Below are 23,133 nucleotides of genomic sequence, written 5' to 3' on the forward strand. Positions count from 1 at the left end.
CGCTCGTGTACCTGATGCTGCCGAACTGTTTCGGTCATGAAACGGGCAGAAGCGGGATGGGCCCTGCCGGATTTGAAATGGTTGGCTGATGGTTTGGAGTCATAATCTCGTAATGAGTCAACAAGGTCGTGGCTGCGCGCGCAGCGTAGCGAGCACGGAGCGGTGGGTGGGGAGGCGGGGTCTGGGCCGGTCTGGCAGAGAAAAAAAGAAGGCCGCCTCAGCCCGCTACTCCCACCACCGACCGCGCTCGGGGAAGTGAATGGTCGACCAACCAGTGACGGCCAGAGAGGCGCGGCCCTCGTACCAGCTCACTGCCGCGCCGTGGATATGCACCTGTTCGCCTTCCTCGATCCAGGGTGCATTCGACGCCTCCCAGATCGTCAGTCGCGTCCGGCCGCTCTCGTCGCCGATGAGTCCTACCTGAGCTATCCGTGGATGAGAAGGAGTCCACCACGTCTCGACACGCCCGGAAATACACACTTCGCTGCGATTGACCTCGCCGACCTTCGCGATTGGAACCACTGTCCCAGCCGCCGTTTCGAGTTCCTCGTACACGTCGACGACCGCATCGGTCATTGTACGGCCGTCAACTAGCCGCTCGGCCAGCCGCCGACTCACTGCCGCCCGCGTCCAGCCGTCGTGTTTCCGGGCCAACCGCGCCGCCTGCTCGTTGACCGCCGCGACATCCTCCTGTGACAGCATTGTCCGAGGGTCCGCCCGGTCTGGATCCCTCCAGCCGTCCACGCTCGCTGCGCGCTTGTCGAACCGCCGTCGGGTTTGCCGTCCCGATGCTTCCACCGTCAGTCGCGTCTGTCGCTCCCGCTCTCGAATCTGCTCGCCGACCCTCGCTCGGGTTCGTGCAATCTCGATATCCCGTGCGATTGCCTTCTCTTCCTGTTCCAGGGTCATGCTCGCCCGGCAACTATCCGGGTGGTTCGTATCCACCTTCCCCTGGATCTCCTGTTCGACCGACCGCCGCAACTCGGGCGTCTCGTCGACCACCCAGCCACGCCGTTTGTCTTCTTGCCACTGCTCTACCGTACGCTTATTACGAATTACGTTCTTACCTGACATTGGATTCACCAGAATCCTGAAGGCGCTCACGCGCCCGACACCCCGTGTTACAGCACGGGGTTTTCCACGGACACCGACCGACCAGTCACGCCTGCGCTCTCGCTCGCGCCTTCGCGAGCGCCCAGTGGGCGCGAGCGAGAGCGCCACAGTGAGATCACACAGCCAGCCGCGCGCGTGGACCCGCCCGGAGCGAGCGTCCAGCGGAGTTAGCCTGTTCGCGTCCGGCCCGGACTGCGGGACCGTGTCCAGTGCGACTGTCGACGAGCACGCGCGCCGCACTGTGGCGCGCGACGGCACAGTCGGCACCAAGCACTGGAACGCGACAGCCCGCGAGGGGCGCAACCGACCGGCTAACCCGCTGGCGTCGAGACCAGATTCACTTCAGCCCGGAACGGCGAGCTTGCTCGCCGCATGCCCGGAATGGTCGGTCGCGAGCGCCGAGAGTCGTGACCGACTGCGAGCGGGGAGGCACGACCCGCGAGCAGGGAACGGCTCGCTGCGAACGGTGAGCGATGCGAACCGTGAGCACGCGGAGGGCGGCACGCGGCGCGCGCGGCGGGCCATAGACGACTCCGCCACACAGAAAAGAGAGAGCGGTCACAAACCACGGAGACATCAATCAACCACCCCAAACCGATGGCCGACTCAGCGTGATGGGCTATTGATCGACCGTCTGAGCCACGGTCGAAAGTCGAAATCTCCCTCGATATCGTCACCCTTCCCGACTTCTCTCCCGGCTGGGTTGCGCCGCCCGTCCGGGCCACCAGGCCCGCTCGCATGGCCCCACCAGTTATCTGTCGCATCTACCGTCGTATTATCGACATTGAGAGCACCTCGACGTGTGTTGTCGACAATATCGTTGAAATCGATGACCGTCTCATCGGCAGCCACTTTGACTTCGATACCCAGATTATTGCTCTCGATTATGTTCTCACTGGCCTCGAACCCGCTCCCGTCGGCTTCCACTTCGAACCCGACGCCATCGTACGGTGACGATGGATCCGACAAGACGTCAGTCAGTTCGTTGCCAACCACAGCAACGTCTTCTGGAACTTCGTTGTGATTCCCGGTCCCTCGAATCACGACACCAAAGCCGTAGGCTGTCACCTCTTCTGCGATGTCTGTCACAACGTTGTCCGCAATATCGGCATCGCTAACGTTGCCCTGGATACTGATTCCGGCGGCTCCAGCCAGATCTTCGTTCCGCACGTTCTGGACTTTGTTCTGACGGACAGTGGCATTCTCGATGGCTTCGTTCGCATCACCGCCGAAAATATTGATCCCATCTACACCGTAAAACCCGCCGTCAGGATCATCTCGCTCGAAATCCCGAACAACGTTGTTCGCAATGACAATGTCGTTCGGTGTATTGCTGGCCCTGACGGCCTCGGATGTCTGATTACTCTCAGTTGCTGGTGGTGAAACATCGAACCCGTCTAGCTCGGCCCCATCAGCCGTGAGAATCACTCGGCCTTCGATAGTTGCCTCGTCGCCACGACTCCCATCACCAGGGATCCCACTATTGGGCCCCTCAAGAGTGAGCTCGTTATTGACCGTGACATCCTCGGCGTACGTACCTGGCTCGACACAGATCGTTTCGCCACTGCTCGCACCAGCTATCACAGACTGGATTGAATCCCCGCTACTTACAGTCCAATCACAGTGATTGCTCGCCCCTGCGACACCCGTGTATGCAGCACCCGCCACGACGGCACCACTAATTGTTTGCAGAACCGCTCGTCGTCGGAATAGTCGTTTTTCGCGTGTCATAGTCTTACACCCTTGGCCGCCCTCGAGCCAGGGTGTGTCACATAGTGACACAATCTATTGTAATATAGTTATAAGGTTATCAACTATTATATCGAGGGCGAGCAATGAACACTGATCAGCGGAGTCATCGACCACCGAAGCCGAGTCCAGTCCGTCATTCGGAACCGGTTGCACGCTCAGTCGGTGTACCAGTACGCCCAGAGAATCAACACGCCCTGAAGCGGCAACCGAGCCCAGCGGGCCAGCACAGAGGGATCACCGCTACCGGGTGCTCCTTCGATGGTGACCATGGAAACGGCCATATAGACGTTTGCAGGAAAGATCGCGATGAGCAACGCGATTGTCGCCCATGCGGCGTACGAACGCGTCCGTGGTACCAACAGGCCGAGTCCCACGACGACCTCGGCGATGCCCGAGAGATACACCAGCGCAAGCGGCGCTGGTAAAATCGGCGGCATGATCTGGACGTACAGCTCCGGCACGACGAAATGCAAGGTCCCCGCGACGACGTACAAGATCGCCATCAGATAGAGTAATGGCCGTTTCAACTGCGCCAAGCCAACACGCATCTCTCACAATCTATGGCGACCAGCGGAAAACCAGTTGGGATACGATCCCAGTGGAGCTGACACGCTCGTCGGCACAGGAGCTTTCTTCGAATCGATCCAAACCCAATCATGGAATACGTCAGCACGGGTCAGACGCAAGTTCCGGCACTCGGATTAGGGACCTATCGTCTGCGCGGCCAGACCTGCACCGAGACGGTGGCTCAGGCACTGGAAATGGGCTATCGCCACATCGATACGGCCGAGTACTACGAGAATCAGGCTGCGATCGGCCAGGCGCTCGCAAACACGGCTGTCAGTAGCGACGACCTGTTCATCACGACCAAGGTCTGGCGAACGAACCTCGGCTACGAGGAGACCAAACAGTCCGTCAGAGCGTGCCGCGAGAAACTCGGCATTGAGACGATTGATCTCCTCCTGATCCACTGGCCGAGTCGATCTGTCCCCATCGAGGAGACGATAAGAGCAATGAACGAACTCCAGAGCGATGGAGTGGTTCGACACATCGGCGTGAGCAACTTTTCGGTGGAGCAGCTTGCAAACGCACGCGAAGCCTCTGAGACACCGATCTGTACGAACCAGGTCGAGTACAATCCATATACAGACCAGTCTGACGTGCTCGAATACTGCATCGACCACGACATCATGCTCACGGCGTACAGTCCGCTGGCCAAAGGTCGCGTCAACGACGACACCACATTAGCGACGATTGGAGACCGATACGAGAAGTCACCAGCACAGGTGGCGCTTCGCTGGCTCGTTCAGCAACAACAGGTCGCTGCGATACCGAAGGCAGCCAGCCATGCCCATCTGGAATCAAACCTCTCGATCTTCGACTTCGAGTTGACTGACGAGGAAATGGCACAGATCTTCGACCTGCAGGGTGGACTGCTAGAACGGGTTCGGTCGATGTTGGGACTGTAGCGTTTCAGATTTCTATATGAGTAGCAGATCGAAAATTCCGTAGCGTTACTCCGCTATTCGCCGATTTTGTACTCCGCATCTTCATTGAAGTATGCATCCCGATCGGCCCTTGACATCTCGGCAAGAGCAAACTGCGACTGGAGTTCCACACCACTCAAATCCGCGCCGGTGATGGGATCGAAATTACTCCGCTCTGCTTCTTCAGCACTGAGTTCCGTGCCATCCGGGGTAATGAAGATATCTTTGCTCGGGCTTTCCACATCTGGAGTCACAGAGTCCGAGGGCGTCACTACAATCTGATCGGGATGGTACCCTGCATCTCGAATGGTCTTGTTCATCCCTTCGTCGGAGGTATCTATATCGGTGTCAGGGCTCCTCGAGCAACGAGCGAGCTCGTTGCACATAGCTGTTTGCTCCCCAGCTACGGGCGTCACTAATCTCATCGAGGAGCAGCCGCGCATCGGCAGCCGATAGGTGTTCGGTTCGAACGAGAACCGAGAGCAGTGTCGGTGTCGTGACGAGTCGGGTATCCGCGAGTGAGGCGTGGATCAAGCCAAGTTGGTTGAACTCGTCACAGAGGAAGAGCGCAGCATCGAGATCGTTCGCGAGCGTGACCGCCGCGTTTTCACCGTCATCGAGCGGAAACTCGGCATCGAGGTCCACCGACTGTGTCGTGAATGCATCCACCCGGTCGAGGACGGCGGACGCGGCGTGGCCATGGACGTCATCGTAGGAGGCGATCTCTTGGAGTTCATCGATGACCGCAGTTGGGACGACGACCTCGTATCGGGAGAGACAGAGTGCGAGTGGATCGGGGTCGTCGTCAGTAACGATCCCGAGACTCACGAGGGCTGAGGCGTCTGCGATACACCGCGACATCTATGCGTCGGCTACCTCGTCGATGAAGTCCTCGTCCAACTGCTGTTTCAACACTCGGAGGTTTGCCGCCTCCTCGGCGCCGACGAGTGCTTTGAGTTGATCGAAGGTGATCTCGTCGTCGTAATAGGCGGCGGCGATCTCCTGGACGAGTGCGTCGTCGTGAGCGGCGTCTTGGAGGTACTCCCGAAGCGCGGTCACGAGGACGTCTGTTCGGTCTTCCCCGAGGACTGCGGCCAGTGCGTCGGCCCGGTCGATGAGTCGATCGGGGGCCCGAAACTGCACGCGCTTCTTATCGGTGCTCATGATGTGTACATTGTGAGCCAGCGCACTTAGCCGTTTTCGTGTGTACGATGTGAGCCACACTCGGCCACGCGTCACTTGTCCACGGGATGCTTCTTGAGACCGTTTGTCCAGTACGTAGCGGACTCACCAAGGCTACACTGCTCGCACAGCTGCAAGGGGCCTTCGAGACGGCCGAGTTCGACTCTGAATCCCGTGAGCGACCAGCTGAATCGGCCTGTCTCGCTCCTCCGTATCGACTCGGTCGTCTGGCAAGCTGGCCAGATTATCGGGATCCACGAACCGGATAGCGGGGCTGCCCGAACCGCGCTCGTCGAGCACGTCACATCCGTCGGAATTGACCCTGATCCTGCCGCTGAGCTGGCCGAACAATTTACTGTTGAGATGTGACTACGCTAGCACAGGACAACCAGCCATAGACGCGAAATCGGTCTCGTCAGTTGTGTGAAAACCAAGCGTGATCAACCCGCTCGGCCGAGAGACCTCTACACGTCGACGTATTTCGAGAAGATGCGAGCGTATGCAGAGCGCGAACACGACGAGTGGTGGATTCTCTCGGCGAAACACGGCCTTCTCGATCCAGACGGCGACCTGATCGAACCGTACGAGAAGACGCTGACCTCCGCCAGTGTGGCCAAACGACGTGAGTGGGCTTCTGAAGCGGTCGACCAGATGCAAGAGATGGGTGTTCTGCGTGGAGACGAAACGCTCGTTTTCCATGCTGGGAAAGCATACTACGAGGAATTGCTTCTATTGCTTGAAGATTTTCCAGATGCCGATGTTGCGATTCCGACTGAGGGCCTCGCTATCGGTGAACGAGTGGCATGGTACAGTGATCGACTCTGACTCGAACTACTCACGTTCCAGCGGCTAACTCCCGTAGGATTTCGCGGGCTTCCGTCCGGGTCTTCGGAAATAATTGGTCATCTGGTGGTGGTCTATCTCCGATGGCCCACTGAAAGGCGGCGTTGAGAAGCGATTCCGTCTCCGACGCAATACTGTCACAGAACCGCGGGTCCGAGAGGGCAGCACCTGCTTCCCAGATCGGTGCAAAGTCGCCTGAACAGCCCTCTGTACAGCATTCCGACTGTTCCTCGTTTGGCCCACTACCACCAGTATCACTCTCGGTGCCTTGGGCTGTGCCAGCGAGCTCTCGTGCCCGAGTGGCGATGAGGTCGTACAGGCCTGCGTCAAGTTCGCTTTCGGGTGAGAACTGATTTGTCGACAGCTCTCCGAACCATCTGATGCTGTGTTTGCTTGCTGTGGTCTCGAAAGTCGAGTGCGAGAGCAAGTACATCGACAGCCCGATCATGTCCTCGTAGCCCGAATCGATATTCGGCGAGAACCGGTCGAGACTGCGTATTCGTCGGAGAATCCATCCCTCTTGTTCGTCGGCGTCGCTCCAGCCAACGTCACGAGCGAGGCCGATGAGGTGATAGTGCGGGCTCCAGTAGGTTAAGTCGCGCCAGGATGCGTCCTGTTGGCGAACCCATCGCCAGAGTTTTCCGTCCCGTTCGGGCAGCCACTCTCCCGATTTGACCGCTGCGTCGTATGCATCCTTTGCGGCGTCAGCCACACGGAAGCCATGGAAGATGGCAACACCGCCACGGATGCCTTTCGCCCGTGCCAATTCGTAGGTCTCACGATATCCACGCTGGATATCGACCAGAGATTTGATCGATCCAGTGGGTGGTGAGACGACCACGTGAACCGCTCGTTTATCCAATCCCGGGTCTGCAGTCGCTCGTGCTGCGCCAAGTCGGACGGTGATCTGCTCAGCACGTCGGCGTCGCCACGCACTCCAGCAGAACGGACAGGTCCGCGTCTCACAGGTTGACTGCTCGAAGTGTGGATTGCCACAATCGGTGCAAAATTTCGACGGATAGTACGCGCCACACGATTCAGGCTGGTCACCCATCCCGGGAAGCGAGACAGAGCTCTCGGCATAGAATCGGATCGCGACGTCTTCCGGCCACTGTCCTGGCGATTCACTCATTGCAGATACGGGTACTACCTATTGTACCCCAGTTACATTCACTTGAATACTTTTCTCTGGTCGCAGGGACCAGCCGGCTTCACTCAACCGTTCTCCAAGCCAATCGCTACGAGAACGATATTCAGAAGGCTCGCACAGTGTGCCTAAAAAACTGCAACTTGGCCGATCAGCAACCGCCACCTTTCTCCAATGTCTCACACTCCTGAATTTGTTCGGTTGTCTTCCGCCACAGGCAGCGGCAGTCACCACGTTTTGCAGTGCTGTGACTGCGCTTGCTACCCACCTGACAACCGCATATTCATGGATCTCGGACATTGCACACGCGTATAGCGGGGATCGGAGTGGGGAGAGGGGATGCGGTCAAATCGGCCTATGTTCACTCAATCAAAACTCAATGCATCTTGTCGGAGCGCTTTCTGTGGAGTCGGTCCAGATATTCGACCGCCACACTCCTCGCAGATCCATATTCCCACGTGGTCGTCCATCTCCTCAGGGAGAATAATATTGACACATTCAGCGGATTCCAGTCGACAGGTGTGACAGTGAATTCTTGCAGTCGAGCCGATGTACTCGTCGAATCCCTTCCCAACAGCTGTTGGTTCAAGCGACACTCCGATGACGATCCACACTGGGTCAGTGCCTACCGTCGTCGCCTCTTCTAACGCATCTGCCGAGGTGATTTGCGTTCCCCATTCATCGTATACTATCGACTTGTTGTCCTCGAAAGAACAGACTGAGCGCATCTGAACAACAACGTCATCGTAGCCGTCATCGCCAGCCTTCGCGACTGGCGGAAGATCCTCCCATGCGGAATTTGCGACCACTCTCGGCGGTGTTTTGAACTCGCTGATTATTTCGAAGCTTTCGGTCCGTTCGTAATCCCAGAGTGTTTCTGGTCGGTCATCCCGGCAACCGAATGCAGCAGCGGCTTTGCTCAAAGCAACTATTTCTGATGTCGCGGTAACGATGGCACAGATGACTTTGTCTTCCGTCCATGTTCCGTCACCGGTGAACTCCTTACCTTTCGATATCTGCTGGTACTCTTCATAGATCTCGATGAGAGCCTCCGATTTGGAAATATCATTTTCATTATCATCCTTTCCTGATTCTTTAGTCATCTTACCATTATTTAGTTAGAAGTGATTTCAAATTTTGGGAAGTGTGCTCATTTTAACCCTCCAAAAAATAACCATCTGCTGAAATATATTTCTTCCTCCGCTCAAATTGTCTGTATAGCTCAGTTTCGATTGCTATAACGGCGATATCTGTACAATTGGTGCCTTCGTCTCGATATCTAGAGAGAAATCTCGGAAAGAATGATGTCGGGTTCGATAATCGGATTGGTGAATCGAACTACTCAAGACCACCACTGATTAAGTACGCGTCCACGCAACAGATGGTCGAATGGAGTCGGAGCCGAGCGAAGCTGTGCCGATCGAGACATTACAGGAGGCGCTCGAAGCAGAGCGGGTCACGTACGTCGACACGCTGAACGCCGATATCGGTTCCCTGCTTGAGGACGCAGAACAGCTCAGATTCGACTACGTCGTCGGTGACGTTTCTGATGCCGGTGTCTCATCGAACGACCACGTCCACTTCGATCTGGTTCACGAAGACTCGACCATCCACTGCGTGATCTTCAGCTACCGTCGCAAGCAACTGGGTCTCGCTATCGAGGACGGAACGCAAGTCGCTGTGAAAGGTTCGCTTTCGTACTACGAAGACGGAGGCAACGTCTCGATCATCGTTGATGACGTGGTGGAAGTCGGTGAAGGAACGTACCAGCGAATCTACGAACAGAACCGCCATCTGCTCGAAACCGACGGCCTGCTCGATCCTGCGGCCAAGAAATCGCTTCCGGAGCTGCCCGAACGAATTGGCATCGTCACGAGTGCAACGAGCGACGCCAGAACCGATGCGATCACCAGCATCCACGACCGCTATCCCGACGTGGACATCGTCGTCCAGAACGCCACCGTTCAGGGTGACGATGCGATGCTCTCGATCATGGGTGCGATAAGCGAATTAGATGACGACCCGCTGATCGACGTCATCGTCCTTACTCGCGGCGGTGGGGCAGACAAACATCTCCGCGTATTCAACGAGACGCCACTCTGTCGCGTCATCCACAGGACAGAGACACCGATCGTGGTCGGCGTCGGCCACGATAACGACCAGACACTGGCTGGAGAGGTAGCTGATCGGCGAGTGATGACGCCGACAGAGGTCGGATTAATCGTCACGGAGAAAGCGGCCCTGGAAGACGAACTAGACGCGCTCAGCGACAGACTGGACCGTACGTACACCGATACCGTCCAAGAGATGCTCGAGGAAACACATGACCGACTGACCCGAAGGTACGCGCAAACATTCGACTCGACATTGAGGGCGTTCGAAACAGATCTGAACCGATCGTACGAAACGCACGTTCGCGACGAACTGACCTCTCTAGAGAATCGACTGGACCGCGCCCGAACACAGTACGCACAGCAACGAAAGCGTGAACAGGACGCCGAACGGTATCGCCAACAACGACGCCATTTCATCGTGGTGCTGCTCGTTCTGGCGTTGTTCGTCGTTGCGTTGGGGCTGTTCATCCTGATCAACTTATGAAGGACGACACCATCTCCGAGAAGACGGACCGACTCGAAATGATCATCGACCAACTCGAAGCGGGAGACGTCTCGCTCGAACGCGCGAACGAACTCCACGACGAGGGGACGGAGCTGCTGGCAGAACTGGAGTCCGAACTGGCAGTTGGCGACGGTGAGATTGTTGATCGATGAGAAGGAGAGCCTAATTGCCAGTAATTGCTAATCCACCTGCACTTCGGACAGACCACAGTTTCCAGCGATACCAGTCATGAACATGTGGCGGGCAGCGACGACATCCTCCTCTACCCTGAAAAAGCCACAGTTACTCGAACGGTAGCGCTCTCCTTCCATAGAAAACGGTCTGCTATACTTTCTGTGCTGGGACTGCTTGGTTCGGCATGGCAACGGGGCGCATCATCGTGGTGGTGTGGATCGTTCTCTTGTCGATCCTCGCTGGCTGTGCAGGGACTTCGGATACACCGATTACAGAGACAGAGACACTCTCCGAAACTGAAACAGCGACAGTTGAGTCAACTGTGAGTGCTGATCCAGATTCAGAACTCAATGCCCGGATAGTCAATATCTCTGAAAACGACAGTGGTGACGTAGTCTCATTCTCACTTCGGGTGTGTGCAGATACGCGCCTTCCCAATGCCGACGGAGAAGGCAATCCAGGTGAACCGACTCTCACTGTCAGGATCAACGATATCGAAGTATCCAGAAGCGAGAATGTTAGTAGGTCTCCGAATTACAGAAAAACAATCCATCTCGACACTACAACCCTTTCACAATTTGATTCTGGCCAACTGTATCTGGGTATCGAACTCGTCGATCTCGATATCGTATTTCACGACGACATCGCGAGCTGGAATGGTACTATTGCAAATTTCAGTCAATCTACTCTGGAGACCGCTACACCAGGGTACACGATGACACCAACACCAGACAGTCCGACTCGAACGGTCGTGACACAGTCGGCATCACGATCGCCGACTGCGAGCCCGACACCAGAGCCAATCCAAACTCCAGTCGTCACTGGTACATTCACCTCAACGACAACCCCCACCCCCGAGGTACAGCCGACACCGACGCCGACTCCGGAGCCAACCCCAACGCCGGACCGAGAAGAGCGCACTGAGTTCCGAGTCACTGTGGTTGAGATCGTCGATGGTGACACCATCGATGTAAGATATGAGGATGGAGACGAGGAAAGAGTACGGCTCTTGGGCGTCGATACGCCAGAGGTACACACGACGACGGACCCCGATGAGTGGGAAGGGATTCCGGACACGGATCGTGGGAGTGATCACCTTCGAGATTGGGGCCACAAGGCGAGTGAATTCGCCAGAACAGAACTCGAACGAGGAGAAGAGATACGGATCGTCGTTGACGAGGAAGCAGACAGACGGGGAAGCTACGGACGATTACTGGTGTATATCTACGATGACGGCACCCTATTCAATCACGCACTGATTGAGCAAGGCTATGCGCGGTTGTACGACACCGCGTTCAGTAAGCGCTCGCAATTTGCCTCGACTGAAGCGAATGCACGGGCTCAGGAGATCGGCGTCTGGAATTTCGAACCTCAGACACCTGAACCGACACCAGAGCCGACTCCGACGCCCGAGCAGATCGGGGATGGGCTGATCGTTGCGAACATCCACGAAGATGCGTCTGGAAATGATCACGAAAACGAGAATGACGAATACGTTGTCTTCGAGAATACGGGAGAATCGACATTGGATCTGTCCGGGTGGACCGTTGAAGACGAAGCCGAGCACACCTATCGGTTCCCGGATGGCTTCGAACTTGATCCAGGTTCGAAAGTGACGCTGTACACTGGGAGCGGCACGGAAACCGACTCGGAACTGTACTGGGGATCAGATGCGGCCATTTGGAATAACAATGGGGACACGATATACGTGATTGACGAAAATGGAAAGACCGTGGTCAAGGAGCCGTACTGAGTGTCTGATTTCTTGTAATCTCATGTTGCGTAACAATCATCCCAACCACAGGCACAGCTCCCTATTTTAGTGTTGGTTTTAGGAGTGATTTTGTACTGTAGAGATGACTCTAAGCTGACAAACCGGTTTTTATCCTCCACTGAGGAATTATTTGATATGGAGTTAGCTGAATATCTCAATGCCGACGAAGAGATACGTGCTGAAGCACCTGTTTACGGGGATCCACACGCACTATTCTTTTCCGGTAAATCGGGAAAGATAGGTTGCACTGATACACGGATCTTGTTTTCTGGAAAACGAACAATGACTGCCATCAATCTGGCTGATATATCAACTGTTCAGTATCAAGAACCGACTTGGTCAAGAGCATATCTCTACTCTGGTCTTGCATCGTTGGCGTATAGTCTATTTAATTGGAACTCCGCCTCTGGAATTGCGATATTGACTCTTCTCATTGGTAGTGTTTTACTGTTGACTGGATACTGGCTTCGGAAGAGTCAGCTGTCAATTCACACCCGGACAGAAGTTCATGAGTTCATCTCTCGAGGCGAGTCTCTTGAACAGATTGCACGTCTATCGCGATCACAGAGCGAATAACCGGTTAGAAGGACATTTCAATAAGTGGTCTGTGTATCTCCGCGGTCGATTTGTGGCAGTGAATCAACTACGTGTCAGAATGACTGTCATATTCCACATTGGCGGGACTGAAAGGGGCGGCTGACTGCGCGACGGCGGACGACATAAGGACCGCAACGCAGTGAGGACCGCAGCGAGTCCCCCGAGCGCAGCCAGCCGGGGCTTTCTGTCTGTCTACCCTGGATCCCGTAATGAATCTCACACACAAACCACCACTCCGTCCGCAGTTCCGCGTTCTTTCCATAGATTTATACGAGATTACATCTACGTAATTTTCAATGACAACACAAGATAATTTACCAGTCCCTGTAGACGAAACCCGAAAATACATCCGCGTCACACCGACCGACGAACCACTCGATCCACAAACGGTCGAGGCGCAGTTCGAACGCCTCCACCAACTCGAATCTCAGGAGATCGAAACGAGACGCTGGACCCTCCTTCAGGAACCACCACCAGCACTCGAGATATACCTCGTCGCCCCCAAAGAGGACACTCAGACCATCCAGTATTATTTCGGGATCGACACTCCTGATCTACACGAGCCACTGGAACGCATCCTCCGAACGATATTCCCCGACACCTACGAGTTCCGCACGGTGCAGTGGTCGCCGACGCTCGTCCCAGATCAGCCACCGACTGCCGTTCGCTTCGACGGCCAGCCAGACACCCGCAAAGACTGGCAGACGCGACTCACGCCACTCGAAACGTTCCACCAAGAGAGCGACCACGTCCGAACGCCGCTCGCGAGCGTCGTCGAGGCGTTCGCAGCCACAGACGGTCCAGCCCTCTTCCAGATCCTCGTCCGTCCCAAGTCCGACTGGACGGTCGAGCGGGATATGCACAAACAGGCTCTCGAAGAGGGAAAGGAAACCTGGGTCGGCCAGGTCATCGGCGCACTCCTCGGCCCCTCCGAGCTGGACCACTCCGACGTACGGATTCCGGTCGCAGACCGCGCTCGCCTCGACGAACTCGACGAGCGAAACCCCAGACGCTCCTTCGAGGTCAACATCCGGGCGGTCCTGTGTGACGAGCGAGACAGACACGTCGCCGACGACCTCGCAACGGCCTTTACGGAGGTCAGTCACTCCTGTTACGAACTTAGTGGCACGGTCTGCAGAAACACAGACGCACAGAGACTCAGGAACAAAATAGTTAACCGGGACTTCGACCCCGCGGACTACGAATCCCTCGACAGCTACCTTCCACTCACCTCCCCCACCAGTCCGGGTATCGTTGTCGACGCGAGCGAACTCGGAAGCTTCTGTCTGCTCGACGGGAGCGCACTCCCGGCCGAAGCTCGTCGACGACTCGCGACGACGCCGGGCGAGCGGAAGGCGCTCCCGCTGCCGCCGCCAGAACAACTTCAGACGTATCGAGGACCAGGATTCCCGATCGGTAACCCAATCTCACAGGATGGGACGGTCGATCACGACCCGATATCGCTTCCGCCGTCACTGCAGCCACTCCACATCGGTTTGATCGGTAAAACCGGCTCCGGAAAGACGACGAGTGCCACGAACGCCATCTGTCGGAACCATGCGGCCACCGAGGGCGCGACCATCATCAACGAGCCAAAGGGTGACGGGATGGTCAGAGCGTATCTACGCGCTCATTACGCGATGTACGGAACCCTCGAGAACGTCCTGTATTTCGACTGTTCGAAGGTCGTGCCAGCGTTCTCGTTTTTCGACATCCGCGACGACCTCGATGCGGGCGTTGCCCGCACCACGGCCGTCGAGGAGACGGCCGACCACTACCTCGAAATCCTCGCCGGAATCATGGGTCCCGACCGCTTCGAACAGGCCGTCCGCTCGCCCGATATCATCCGCTATCTGGTCAAGGCGCTGTTCGACTCGGTCAATGGTGACGACGCGTTCTCTCATCGAGACCTCCATACGGCAGTCCGACAGATGCACGAACGGCAGTCTGCCCCCGCCGTTTCCGATGACGACCTCGAACGGATGCTCGCCGGCGTCGTCGCAAACAGCGCCCGCTCCTTCGACGAGATCATGCAGGGCGTCGCGAATCGGATCGAAAAGATCCCGATGGACCGCCGCCTCGCTCGTGTGTTCAATCACGTTCCCGAGGAGGGTGACCCCCACTTCGACCTCGATGACTATCTCGACGAGGACGTCGTCATCATCTTCGATACGAGTGGGTTGCGACGCGAGGCTCGCGAGGCGATGACTCGCGTCATTCTCTCGAACCTCTGGACCGCGCTTCGGCGACGCGCGAAACGATCTCCCGACGCAGATTCATATAACTTAGTTAATGTGTACCTCGAAGAAGCGGCGACCGTCGCTACTTCAGATATCCTACAGGAACTGCTTGCCCAGTCCCGAAGCTTCGGGTGTTCGATCACGCTGGCGATGCAGTTTCCCGAGCAACTTCGGGCCGCTGACGAGAACGCCTACCGGGAACTGCTGAACAACGTCTCGACGTACGTGATCGGGAACGTCCCCATCGACCGCCGGTTGGCCGAACGTCTTGCAACCGCGGACCTGTCAGCTGACGAGATTGGTGCTGTCCTCCGTGCCATCCGTCGCGGTGAGTGGCTCGCTCGGCTCCCGGCCGCCTTCGGTGAGCCCGAACCACGTCCGTTTCGGGTGGAATCTCTCCCCCTCCCACCGGGCCATCCAGAGGGCTCTGGCGAGACGGTGACGAACGAGACTGTCGACGAGTTGGAACGCTCGGTCGCCGAACGAACACGCGAGCACTCTGGACTGACGCTCGGGACGCCGAGTACCCCCGACGAGGAGGATGCTGAGGCGTCGACGCCGACGCTGGACCGACTCGACAGCGTCTTGCCGATGACCAACCGGCTCCCGCCGACGGTTCGGTACGTCGGAGAGGTCCACGCGCTGTGCTGTACGGGCTGTGACAACCGATACGATACGGGTATCGAGGGGATGAAGCGCGCGATTTCCTGTTGTTCGTCGATTGACGCCGTCGATCGCGACGATGTTCCGATCTGCTCGATCCAGCTCAAGCTCACGCCCGACGAGCGCGAGGCTTCCGAGTGGTCTGACACCCAGCTCCTGTTCCTGCAGGCGGTGTACAACGCCCAGCAGCTCCGATTCGATCCCCTCGAATACGATTTGCTGTCCGATTCGATGCTCCGTCTGCAGGAGTACGTCGATATCGACAGTGAGGCCATCCAGGACCTCCTCGACGCCGGCGTGCTATCCCACGATACGGACCATCCCCACCGGCTGTACACCGTGACACCAGCCGGCCGGTCCGAGATCGGTGAACACTACCGCCGCGGCGTGGAGTACGGCCACGGGAAGGGTGATCTCGAAGAGTCCAGCGAACACGTCCTGGCCGTCGAAGTCGGCCGCCGCTATCTCGAGGCCGAGTACCTCGACGACGAGGAGTCGCCAGTCGTCGACGTGGTCCCGTACTACGAACCGTCTGCCAACGATACCACGACTGTCCCCGCAGCCGCCGCGATGGGGAGCGATCCCGACGATATCGCCGACGCTGTCACCGAGTCCGAACAGCGCCGTCTGGACGTCGCCGGCCTCGACGCCGACGGTTCGATCGTCGTCGCCGTCGAAGCCGAGCGAATCAACAACGACGTGCATCGCGCTGCCCCCGCCGATTTCGATAAGATGGCCGCCTGCGGCGTCGAGGAGGCGATTTGGATCGTCATGTCCCAGTCCGACGGCCACGACCTCCTCAACGTTCTTCGCGCTCCCGCCGACGGCGAGCCCCGCATCGAGAAGTCGTATGCCGAGACGACTCCACCCCAGCAGTTCCGGCTCGATACCCCCGGGTGTACGGCGATCTATCCGGTCTCCTGGCTCCAGGGACAGTTGCCTGAATAGTACTGCTTCGAAGCCACTGTTCGCGGATTCGGTCTTCTTCGGCGCTCTCTCTCGCAGCTAGGTCCGCCCGCTGGAGTTCCGCTCAGAATCGGTGCTCATCGATTCGCCGCAACGCTCCCGAACTGCTACTCTGGACGCTCTCGTGGCCATTCTGTGACTCCATTCTGAATGCTGCTCGAGCGGGTGGTTTTCATAGTCGGCGCTGACGGCCGCAAGAAGACTCCCAGCTACGAGCGAGAGGGTGAACTAGGACGCAGTCAGCGTGGAACGGGTAGTTTGCTAGTGCCCGGTGGAACAGCAATCGTTACAGAGCGACCCGCTCCCGGCAGGGTGTGACGTTCGAGGCGTGTCGTTCGTCGTCGTCGCTTTCACACCTGCTAATCGCAAGACTGAACCCGATTATGACTCGCTCAACGGGGGTGTTTCACGGCTGAGTCGGCGTGGTCGATAGTCCCCCGCCGGAGTTGATTCAGCTCTTTCAGCCCGTTTCTCGTTGATTCTGGGGCGATATCGTGATTCGGCCGGCCCGTCCTAGTTCTGAGTGGAACCGACGGTAGAATGTTTCTTGCGGCCGCTGAAGCCAATTATGAGGTTTTCAGAGCATTTTCCTCGGCGTCCGTTGCGAGGTGGTGACCCGGTATAATGAATCATATCTGATAGCGGCTGTCAGAAATTCGGTGGGCTACAACTCCATTGAACCAGGTATCACACAGATGCAACTGGTGAGTTTATCATGGGCACCCAGGGGTGCCCCGTATGTCCAACACAACCTGTGAGCGAAGATTGAATCGACTAGCAGTGAGCAAAGAGCGGTTGAGTAGGAAGGTCATCTGTAGCGGACCCAAACTCCGTTCGCATATATACTGGCAAATTCTCGATATGAAACGAAGGATGGGAAAGAGACTGTTTATCCCGGAAGACGAGAGGAATGTATCCCGATGATTGGTAGGGGAGATATTGGTACCAGAGTTAGCAATAGTAACCAAACTAAGATTTCAGATGGCGGATTCACGGCCGACACTGAGGTACTGACGGCGGACGGTCCGATCCAGGTGGCGGAACTCGGAACAACCGACCGTGTCCTCGCACTCAATCCGACGACGAAAGTGGTGAAGCCAAAGTCGGTCGTCGATGTGATGGTACTCAACCCACCAGAAGAAATAATCAGTATCAAGATAAGACGGTCTGATATTCGAGTACTTCCAGATCATCAGATACCATACACGACAAAAGGAATTTCGTATCCACGGTTCACTCGTGCGGCGGAGCTGCTCGACCGAGAGTACTATCGATTCATCAATAGTTGGCGGGATCTGGATGGCACCAGACTGCCACAGGTCGATATCACAGATATCGTTTCGGAGTTTGAGGCCTGTGTCGCCTTCGACTGTCACGGCCACACCGTGCGGCGGATACTCCCGGACGGATGTGAGCCCTGCCGTCGAAATAGCCACTATGGCTACTTCTTCGATAAGGAGACGTTCCAAACGTACCAGAACGAACTAGAGGCCCTCGGTGAATCCGTAGAAATCCATGCGGGACGAAACCACTGGAGACGTCCGTATCGCTTTGATGGTGACGACTTTATCGAATTTCTTGGATGGTACATCACCGAGGGGTCCGTCACATGGAGGCGAACAAACTCAGCGACGATCCAAATCGCTCAAAAGACACCGGAGCATCGTGAACAAATTGAAAATCTCCTCGAGCGGATGGGGTTGTCGGAGTACAGTGATGACCGATCTTTCAGTTTCAGTTCGACGATCTATGCTGAGTTGTTGGATCAACTCTGTGGCATCGGGTCGGAGAACATGCACTTGCCTGAGTTTCTCTGGGACTGTAGTGCTGAGCAAAAGCGACTCATGCTTCGAACGCTGGTCGCCGGTGATGGACACGAACGTGGTGCTTATTCCACAGTCAGCAAGCGACTGGTCAACGACATAGTACGACTGCTCGTGGAACTCGGAATTAAACCACAGTACCACTGGTGTCGTGATAGCTGGCGAGTGTCTCTGTCACGAATGGAAGATGGATTCAGATCTTCTCAGAATGTCTCGACCGTTCAGACTGACAATCCGGTGTATCGATTGACCATCGAAGACTTCTGTCTGATCATGGCTGGGAGAAACGGGAAATTCCAGTGGATCGGTGTTAGTAATGTGAATTAGCGGTCTGGCTTGCCTCGTATTGATGTCCATCTGAACCGCTCAGTCGTCACCGTCTCGGGGACGAGCGAGAACGTGACCGTGACGCTGGAGGAGCGTCGATGACTCACTCGGACAGGACAACGACGAGCGCCGCGCCGAGGACGCCGAGCGCGCCGAAGGCGACGCCGAACCCCACGAAGACCCACACCAGTGCGCCGGTGAATCCGGGGACGCCGGACGGTGCGGCGACGCTGACGAAGCCCGCGACGGCGAAACACAGTACGGCGACGAAGCCGCCGACGAACAGCAGGTCGCCGGGGTCGAGTGACTGCACGCTCGCGCCTCCGAGTGTGACGGCGAAAAAGCCCGCGGACCGCCGTGGCCAGACCTCACTTCCCGCGCTCGGTGTCGCGCTCGTCCTGTTGACTATCGTCACCGGCCTGGGCGTCGCGATGGCCGACACCGCCATCGCCGGGGCGGACCGGACGCCGAACGAGCGGCGAGTCGCGGCCGCCGTCGCAGACCGCCTCGTCGCGGCCGACGGGCCCCTCACGGTTCGCGAGAACGTCCTCAATCGCTCGCGTGTCGACGCATTCGATCGGGCGGCGCTCGAACGCACCGCGCCTGCGGCCAGCGAGTACGCAGTCACCGTTTCTCTGGGCGGGACCGAACTCGCGAGGAGCGGCACGCCGCGGGGCGGAACCCGGATCAGTCGCGTCGTCTTGGTCGAGTCGAGTGAGCGACGGACGCTCGCGCCGGACCGTTCGAGCGGCGGAGCGGTGACGCTCCCCCGACGAAGCGCGAACGCGACGGTGACCGTCGACCCGCCGCCCGGAACGACCGTCTGGGCGGTCCGCGCCAACGACCGGACCGTCCTCTACAACCGGAGCGGTCTGAACGGGACGTTCGATGTCTCGCTGAACCCCTACGAGACGACGCGGCTCCGCTTCCAGCACGCCGGCCCGTTGTCGCCCGGAAACGCGACAGTCGGCTACGACGCGACGCGAGCGACCAAGGCGACGCTGGTGGTGACCGTCGATGCGTAGGGCCCAACTCCCGCTCTCGCTCGTGGAGGTCGCCGTCGGGACGACGCTGATACTCGGTGTGGCTCTGGGGTTCGCGCTGGGCACGCCAGCGCCGGATCGACAGGAACCGCAACTCGACGCCTACGCCGCCGACACGGCAGCCGTCCTCGCGAACGACGCGCCGCGACACGACGGCGCGACGCGGTTGCAGGAGGTCGTTTCGAGTCAGGGGGCGTTCGACCGCGAGCGAGACGCGCTGGAGCGCCGCGTCGCGCGGATCCTCCCGGCGAACGTCCTCTTTCGGGTCGAGACGCCCCACGGAACCGTCGGGACGCCGACGCCGCGGCGGGTCACTACCGGCGTCGCGACGGTCCCGACCGGCTACGGACGCGTCCGGATCACGGTGTGGTACGCGTGACCCGGCGCGGGCAGTTGGTCCTGGTCGCGGCCGTGCTCGTCGCAGTCGCGCTGGTCCCGATCCTGTTCGCGTCGATGCAACTGGGGTATCACGACGACGTGCGCGCGACCGCGGACTACGACGACCCGACCGCCGACGCGCTCCGGGTCCTCGACCGCGCGGTCGCGACGGAGAGCGCGCCGATTCCGAGACAGTTCGCCTGGGCCGCCAACGAGTCGGCGGTGACACACCTCCGAAGGGCGCTCCGGCCGCGCGTCGACCGGCTTCGAACGTCGCGGGTCGAGGGCGGCGTGTACTACGACGTCTCCTACAACGACACCGCGGCCGGTGAGTGGGCCGCCGCCAACTGTCCCACAGGCCCCGGACGACAGTTCGGGTCGTGTCACGCCGACCGCGGCGTCGCCGTCCAGAACCGGGTCAACCGCACGCACGTCCTCGCAGTCGGGTTCGACGTGACCACCACGACCGACCGCGGCGAAACGTCGGTGACGGTGGTGCTGGAAGCGACGGGTCGATCGAAGTGGTGAGCGATTCAGTTCGTGTCGGTGGCTTTAGAACTGCTCCTGACTGGAGCGGCGAGGCCGGACCATCGCGACCCTGTATCTCATCGCATCGAAGTCTCGAACTCGCTGTCTCTGGGTTCGGTCAGCGAATTTGCGGAGACGGAACGGACGGCAATCCTCCCAGCTTTCAGTTGCTGTTTCGACGGCGATCTACAGTGCAGTCATCCTCGAGCAGGTGTCCGACGACCCGGATATTGGCCGGATGTTTCACAGAGCGAACTCGAGTCCGTCGTGGTTGGCCAAGCAGGGCGTACCGCCGGAGACGAGTACCGACCTGAGCGCTCGCTCATTCGGCGAACACGAAGACGTGCGTGTCACACGACTCGCAGGCCAGGACCTCCGTCGGTCCGTCCGGCCCGAAGCCGCCACAGCAGGAGTCGTTGCCGACGGTGAGCGCCGAATCGCACGCCGGACAGGCCGAGAGGAACTGCCGGAGCGGGCGCGCCGCCTGACACGCGACGGGCCGCGAGAGGCCGTAGCCGGTGAGCGTCTCGATGGCGGCGACGTCGGCGAGAGCCACCGGCCGCGACAGGGTCGATGACGGTCGGTCCAGGTCGGCGCGGTCGAGCGAGTACCACGGGTCGCCCTGCCAGGTGTAGCGCTCGGCGCTGACGTTCGGCACTGCGGCTTCGAGCGCGGCTTCGAGGTCGGCGTCCCGGAGTTCGGTCATGCGGTCGCGCCACGCGGCGCGGAAGTCGTCGTCGAGTCGGATTTCCGCCTCGCCATGGACGATGCCGGCGTCGATCAGCGCGCCGAGGACGGCCTCGCCGTCGGCGCCGGACGCCACGGCGCTCACGTCGTCGCCTCCCTCGGTCGGCGGCGTCTCCGGTCCGGCGTGCCCCGCGTCGATCGGAAGCCGTGCGACTACGGCGGGTCCGATCCGCGGCGTGTACGGCACGACGTAGCCGCGACTCGTGATCAGTGCGAGCCCGACGAGCGCGAGTGCCGCGCCCGCAGGCGGCGACAGCCAGGCGACCGCTGCGACCGCCAGCACGAGGATCGCGACGTTGAGGACCGTACACGGCCAACAGCGGTTCTCGCCGGTGTACTCCGGCCTGACGAGGGAGTCCGTCGCGCTCGACAGTGCCGTGCGGACGCGGTCGGTCATGGGTATCGGTGGGAAACCGCCGTATCAATATTAATCCTCGGAGGCGGCCGCGACGGACACCGTACCGCCAGCCACCGAGCGTGCGGAGTCCGAAATCGAACAGTCGACAGCGATAGGACTGTCTTTCAACTCTCTTTAGTCCGTGATTATCTACATACTCTTCAAGTAAGATGTCGGAGTTTGAATACTAATCTCGTATGTGAGACTATAGAACCAGAAGTGGATCTAATGTCGATATTTATGGGTCGTAAAGAGACATATTACAGAACCTGGAGGAGTTTGTTGTATCGTCCGTCGGTTCTCGGACCGTCAGCCCGCCTGTCAGCAACCCGAGCGCGCCCCGCTCAACTGAACTGAGTCATCCGGTCGGCCTCTCAGACCCAGACGTACGATGTTGACACGTAGCAAAGACGCTAAGACGCTCGCCCCCCATCACGTGGGTAACGACGATGGTTCCGGACGACAGCGTACACGAGGACTGTCAGTTCCTGACGGGGTCGCCACAGCGCTTCGCCGTGCTGGCGCGACTCTACGACAGTCCGGCCAGACCGACCGACGTATGCGACTCGGTGGACGCGACGCGGACGACGGTCCAGCGGATCCTCGCGGGGTTCTCCGAGCGACGGTGGGTGGTCAAGCGAGACGGGGAGTACTGCCTCACGGTGACCGGCCGGCGGGTCCACGACCGCTACCGGGACCTGCTGACGGAACTCGAACGCGCCCGTGCGGTCGGTCCGCTGGCGGCGCATCTCGGTCCGATCGAGGAGGACGTCCCGGCGGCGCTGCTGGACCCGGACTCGCTGACGGTGAGTTCCGAGCAGAGCCCGCTCGCGAGCGTTCGGCGGTTCACCGAGTGGCTGCGCGACGTCGACGGCGACGTTCAGGCGATCTCACCCATCGTCACGTCGGTGTTCAACGAGGTGGCGGCGGACCTCCTCGAATCCGAGATTCGGATCGAATTCATCATCGACCACGGCGTGCTCGAACGGTCGGCGACCGACTTTCCGACCGCGCTGGAACGCAGTCTCGAACACGAGTACATCACCACCTACGTCCACGAGGCGCCGCTCGATATCGGCCTCGCGCTCGACGCGTCGCGGGTCTGTCTGGCGGCGTACGACGATCGGAACAACGTCCGCGCGATCGCGGAGTCCGACGAACCCGCCGTCTACGAGTGGGCGGAGTCGGTGTTCGATCACTATCTGGAGCGCTCGGACCCGCTCGAAGCGGCGGTCTCGACGTCGTGAGCGGTCGTCACCGCCGACGACGGTCCGCCGCAGTCGCTGTCTGACAGTGTCTCGTGGAAGGGCCGAAGCGAGTGCCGGTCGCGGCG

At 58.9% G+C, this 23,133-nt stretch carries 22 protein-coding genes and 1 pseudogene; 12 read left to right on the top strand and 11 right to left on the bottom strand.

The window, feature by feature from the left end; genetic code table 11:
- Nucleotides 1–225: 225 nt before the first annotated feature.
- The 3 genes from GM656_RS04940 to GM656_RS04950 form a co-directional block, all read right to left on the bottom strand.
- Nucleotides 226–1,074 (bottom strand): DNA-binding protein, encoded by an 849-nt coding sequence (locus GM656_RS04940; RefSeq protein ID WP_162412565.1) that lies wholly within the window; start codon nt 1,072–1,074, stop codon nt 226–228.
- A gap of 645 nt (nt 1,075–1,719) precedes the next feature.
- A complete protein-coding gene (locus GM656_RS04945; RefSeq protein ID WP_162412566.1) occupies nt 1,720–2,844 on the bottom strand; it encodes a right-handed parallel beta-helix repeat-containing protein in 1,125 nt (374 codons plus the stop codon).
- Nucleotides 2,845–3,020: 176 nt separating this feature from the next.
- Entirely contained in the window at nt 3,021–3,413 is a 393-nt protein-coding gene (locus GM656_RS04950; RefSeq protein WP_162412567.1) for a DoxX family protein, read from the bottom strand.
- 108 nt (nt 3,414–3,521) lie between these two features.
- Here GM656_RS04950 and GM656_RS04955 point away from each other — a divergent pair, with 108 nt between their 5' ends.
- On the top strand, nt 3,522–4,334 hold the full coding sequence (locus tag GM656_RS04955) for an aldo/keto reductase (RefSeq protein ID WP_162412568.1): 813 nt from the start codon (nt 3,522–3,524) through the stop codon (nt 4,332–4,334).
- Nucleotides 4,335–4,387: 53 nt separating this feature from the next.
- Here GM656_RS04955 and GM656_RS04960 read toward each other — a convergent pair whose 3' ends face one another.
- From GM656_RS04960 to GM656_RS19655, 4 genes and pseudogenes are all read right to left on the bottom strand, one after another.
- Entirely contained in the window at nt 4,388–4,672 is a 285-nt protein-coding gene (locus GM656_RS04960; protein WP_162412569.1) for a hypothetical protein, read from the bottom strand.
- Between the two features lie 28 nt (nt 4,673–4,700).
- On the bottom strand, nt 4,701–5,213 hold the full coding sequence (locus GM656_RS04965) for a PIN domain-containing protein (protein WP_162412570.1): 513 nt from the start codon (nt 5,211–5,213) through the stop codon (nt 4,701–4,703).
- Complete coding sequence (locus tag GM656_RS04970; RefSeq protein ID WP_162412571.1) at nt 5,214–5,516, bottom strand: hypothetical protein; 303 nt, start codon at nt 5,514–5,516, stop codon at nt 5,214–5,216.
- Nucleotides 5,517–5,587: 71 nt separating this feature from the next.
- Nucleotides 5,588–5,716, bottom strand: a pseudogene (locus tag GM656_RS19655) (DUF7558 family protein); the annotation flags it as partial.
- Nucleotides 5,717–5,939: 223 nt separating this feature from the next.
- Between GM656_RS19655 and GM656_RS04975 the strand changes: the two are divergent.
- On the top strand, nt 5,940–6,359 hold the full coding sequence (locus GM656_RS04975) for a DUF6884 domain-containing protein (protein ID WP_162413204.1): 420 nt from the start codon (nt 5,940–5,942) through the stop codon (nt 6,357–6,359).
- A 10-nt stretch (nt 6,360–6,369) separates the two neighbouring features.
- Here GM656_RS04975 and GM656_RS04980 read toward each other — a convergent pair whose 3' ends face one another.
- Entirely contained in the window at nt 6,370–7,218 is an 849-nt protein-coding gene (locus tag GM656_RS04980) for a hypothetical protein (RefSeq protein ID WP_162412572.1), read from the bottom strand.
- 671 nt (nt 7,219–7,889) lie between these two features.
- A complete protein-coding gene (locus tag GM656_RS04985; RefSeq protein ID WP_162412573.1) occupies nt 7,890–8,627 on the bottom strand; it encodes a hypothetical protein in 738 nt (245 codons plus the stop codon).
- Nucleotides 8,628–8,913: 286 nt separating this feature from the next.
- On the opposite strand from GM656_RS04985, the gene xseA reads away from it, so the two are divergent.
- The 6 genes from xseA to GM656_RS05015 all read left to right on the top strand — a co-directional run bounded on the left by xseA (nt 8,914) and on the right by GM656_RS05015 (nt 18,707).
- A complete protein-coding gene (gene xseA / locus GM656_RS04990) occupies nt 8,914–10,122 on the top strand; it encodes an exodeoxyribonuclease VII large subunit (RefSeq protein ID WP_162412574.1) in 1,209 nt (402 codons plus the stop codon).
- Nucleotides 10,119–10,295: an exodeoxyribonuclease VII small subunit gene (gene xseB / locus GM656_RS04995; RefSeq protein ID WP_162412575.1), complete on the top strand. Its 177-nt coding sequence runs from the start codon at nt 10,119–10,121 to the stop codon at nt 10,293–10,295. The genes xseA and xseB overlap by 4 nt, the downstream gene beginning before the upstream one ends.
- Nucleotides 10,296–10,501: 206 nt before the next feature.
- Entirely contained in the window at nt 10,502–12,070 is a 1,569-nt protein-coding gene (locus GM656_RS05000; protein ID WP_162412576.1) for a lamin tail domain-containing protein, read from the top strand.
- Nucleotides 12,071–12,226: 156 nt separating this feature from the next.
- Nucleotides 12,227–12,667, top strand: coding sequence for a hypothetical protein (locus GM656_RS05005; RefSeq protein ID WP_162412577.1), 441 nt, complete (start codon nt 12,227–12,229; stop codon nt 12,665–12,667).
- 317 nt (nt 12,668–12,984) lie between these two features.
- Nucleotides 12,985–16,539, top strand: a complete 3,555-nt coding sequence (locus GM656_RS05010; protein WP_162412578.1) for a type IV secretory system conjugative DNA transfer family protein — start codon at nt 12,985–12,987, stop codon at nt 16,537–16,539.
- Nucleotides 16,540–17,477: 938 nt separating this feature from the next.
- The gene (locus tag GM656_RS05015; protein ID WP_162412579.1) at nt 17,478–18,707 is read left to right on the top strand and encodes an LAGLIDADG family homing endonuclease; all 1,230 of its coding nucleotides are present in this window, start codon (nt 17,478–17,480) and stop codon (nt 18,705–18,707) included.
- Nucleotides 18,708–18,810: 103 nt separating this feature from the next.
- Here GM656_RS05015 and GM656_RS05020 read toward each other — a convergent pair whose 3' ends face one another.
- On the bottom strand, nt 18,811–19,020 hold the full coding sequence (locus GM656_RS05020; protein WP_162412580.1) for a hypothetical protein: 210 nt from the start codon (nt 19,018–19,020) through the stop codon (nt 18,811–18,813).
- 16 nt (nt 19,021–19,036) lie between these two features.
- Here GM656_RS05020 and GM656_RS05025 point away from each other — a divergent pair, with 16 nt between their 5' ends.
- The 3 genes from GM656_RS05025 to GM656_RS05035 are packed head-to-tail and all read left to right on the top strand — an operon-like array spanning nt 19,037 to nt 20,656.
- A complete protein-coding gene (locus GM656_RS05025) occupies nt 19,037–19,732 on the top strand; it encodes a DUF7263 family protein (RefSeq protein ID WP_162412581.1) in 696 nt (231 codons plus the stop codon).
- Complete coding sequence (locus tag GM656_RS05030; protein ID WP_162412582.1) at nt 19,725–20,129, top strand: DUF7262 family protein; 405 nt, start codon at nt 19,725–19,727, stop codon at nt 20,127–20,129. Before GM656_RS05025 ends, GM656_RS05030 begins: the two co-directional genes overlap by 8 nt.
- A complete protein-coding gene (locus tag GM656_RS05035; protein WP_162413205.1) occupies nt 20,126–20,656 on the top strand; it encodes a DUF7261 family protein in 531 nt (176 codons plus the stop codon). Before GM656_RS05030 ends, GM656_RS05035 begins: the two co-directional genes overlap by 4 nt.
- Nucleotides 20,657–20,978: 322 nt before the next feature.
- On the opposite strand, the gene GM656_RS05040 is transcribed toward GM656_RS05035, so the two are convergent.
- Nucleotides 20,979–21,800, bottom strand: a complete 822-nt coding sequence (locus tag GM656_RS05040; protein WP_162412583.1) for a hypothetical protein — start codon at nt 21,798–21,800, stop codon at nt 20,979–20,981.
- Nucleotides 21,801–22,249: 449 nt separating this feature from the next.
- On the opposite strand from GM656_RS05040, the gene GM656_RS05045 reads away from it, so the two are divergent.
- A complete protein-coding gene (locus tag GM656_RS05045) occupies nt 22,250–23,047 on the top strand; it encodes a helix-turn-helix transcriptional regulator (protein WP_162412584.1) in 798 nt (265 codons plus the stop codon).
- The last annotated feature ends 86 nt before the right edge of the window (nt 23,048–23,133 follow it).

The organism is Haloarcula salina, assembly GCF_010119195.1.
GTDB classification, from domain to species: Archaea; Halobacteriota; Halobacteria; order Halobacteriales; family Haloarculaceae; genus Haloarcula; species Haloarcula salina.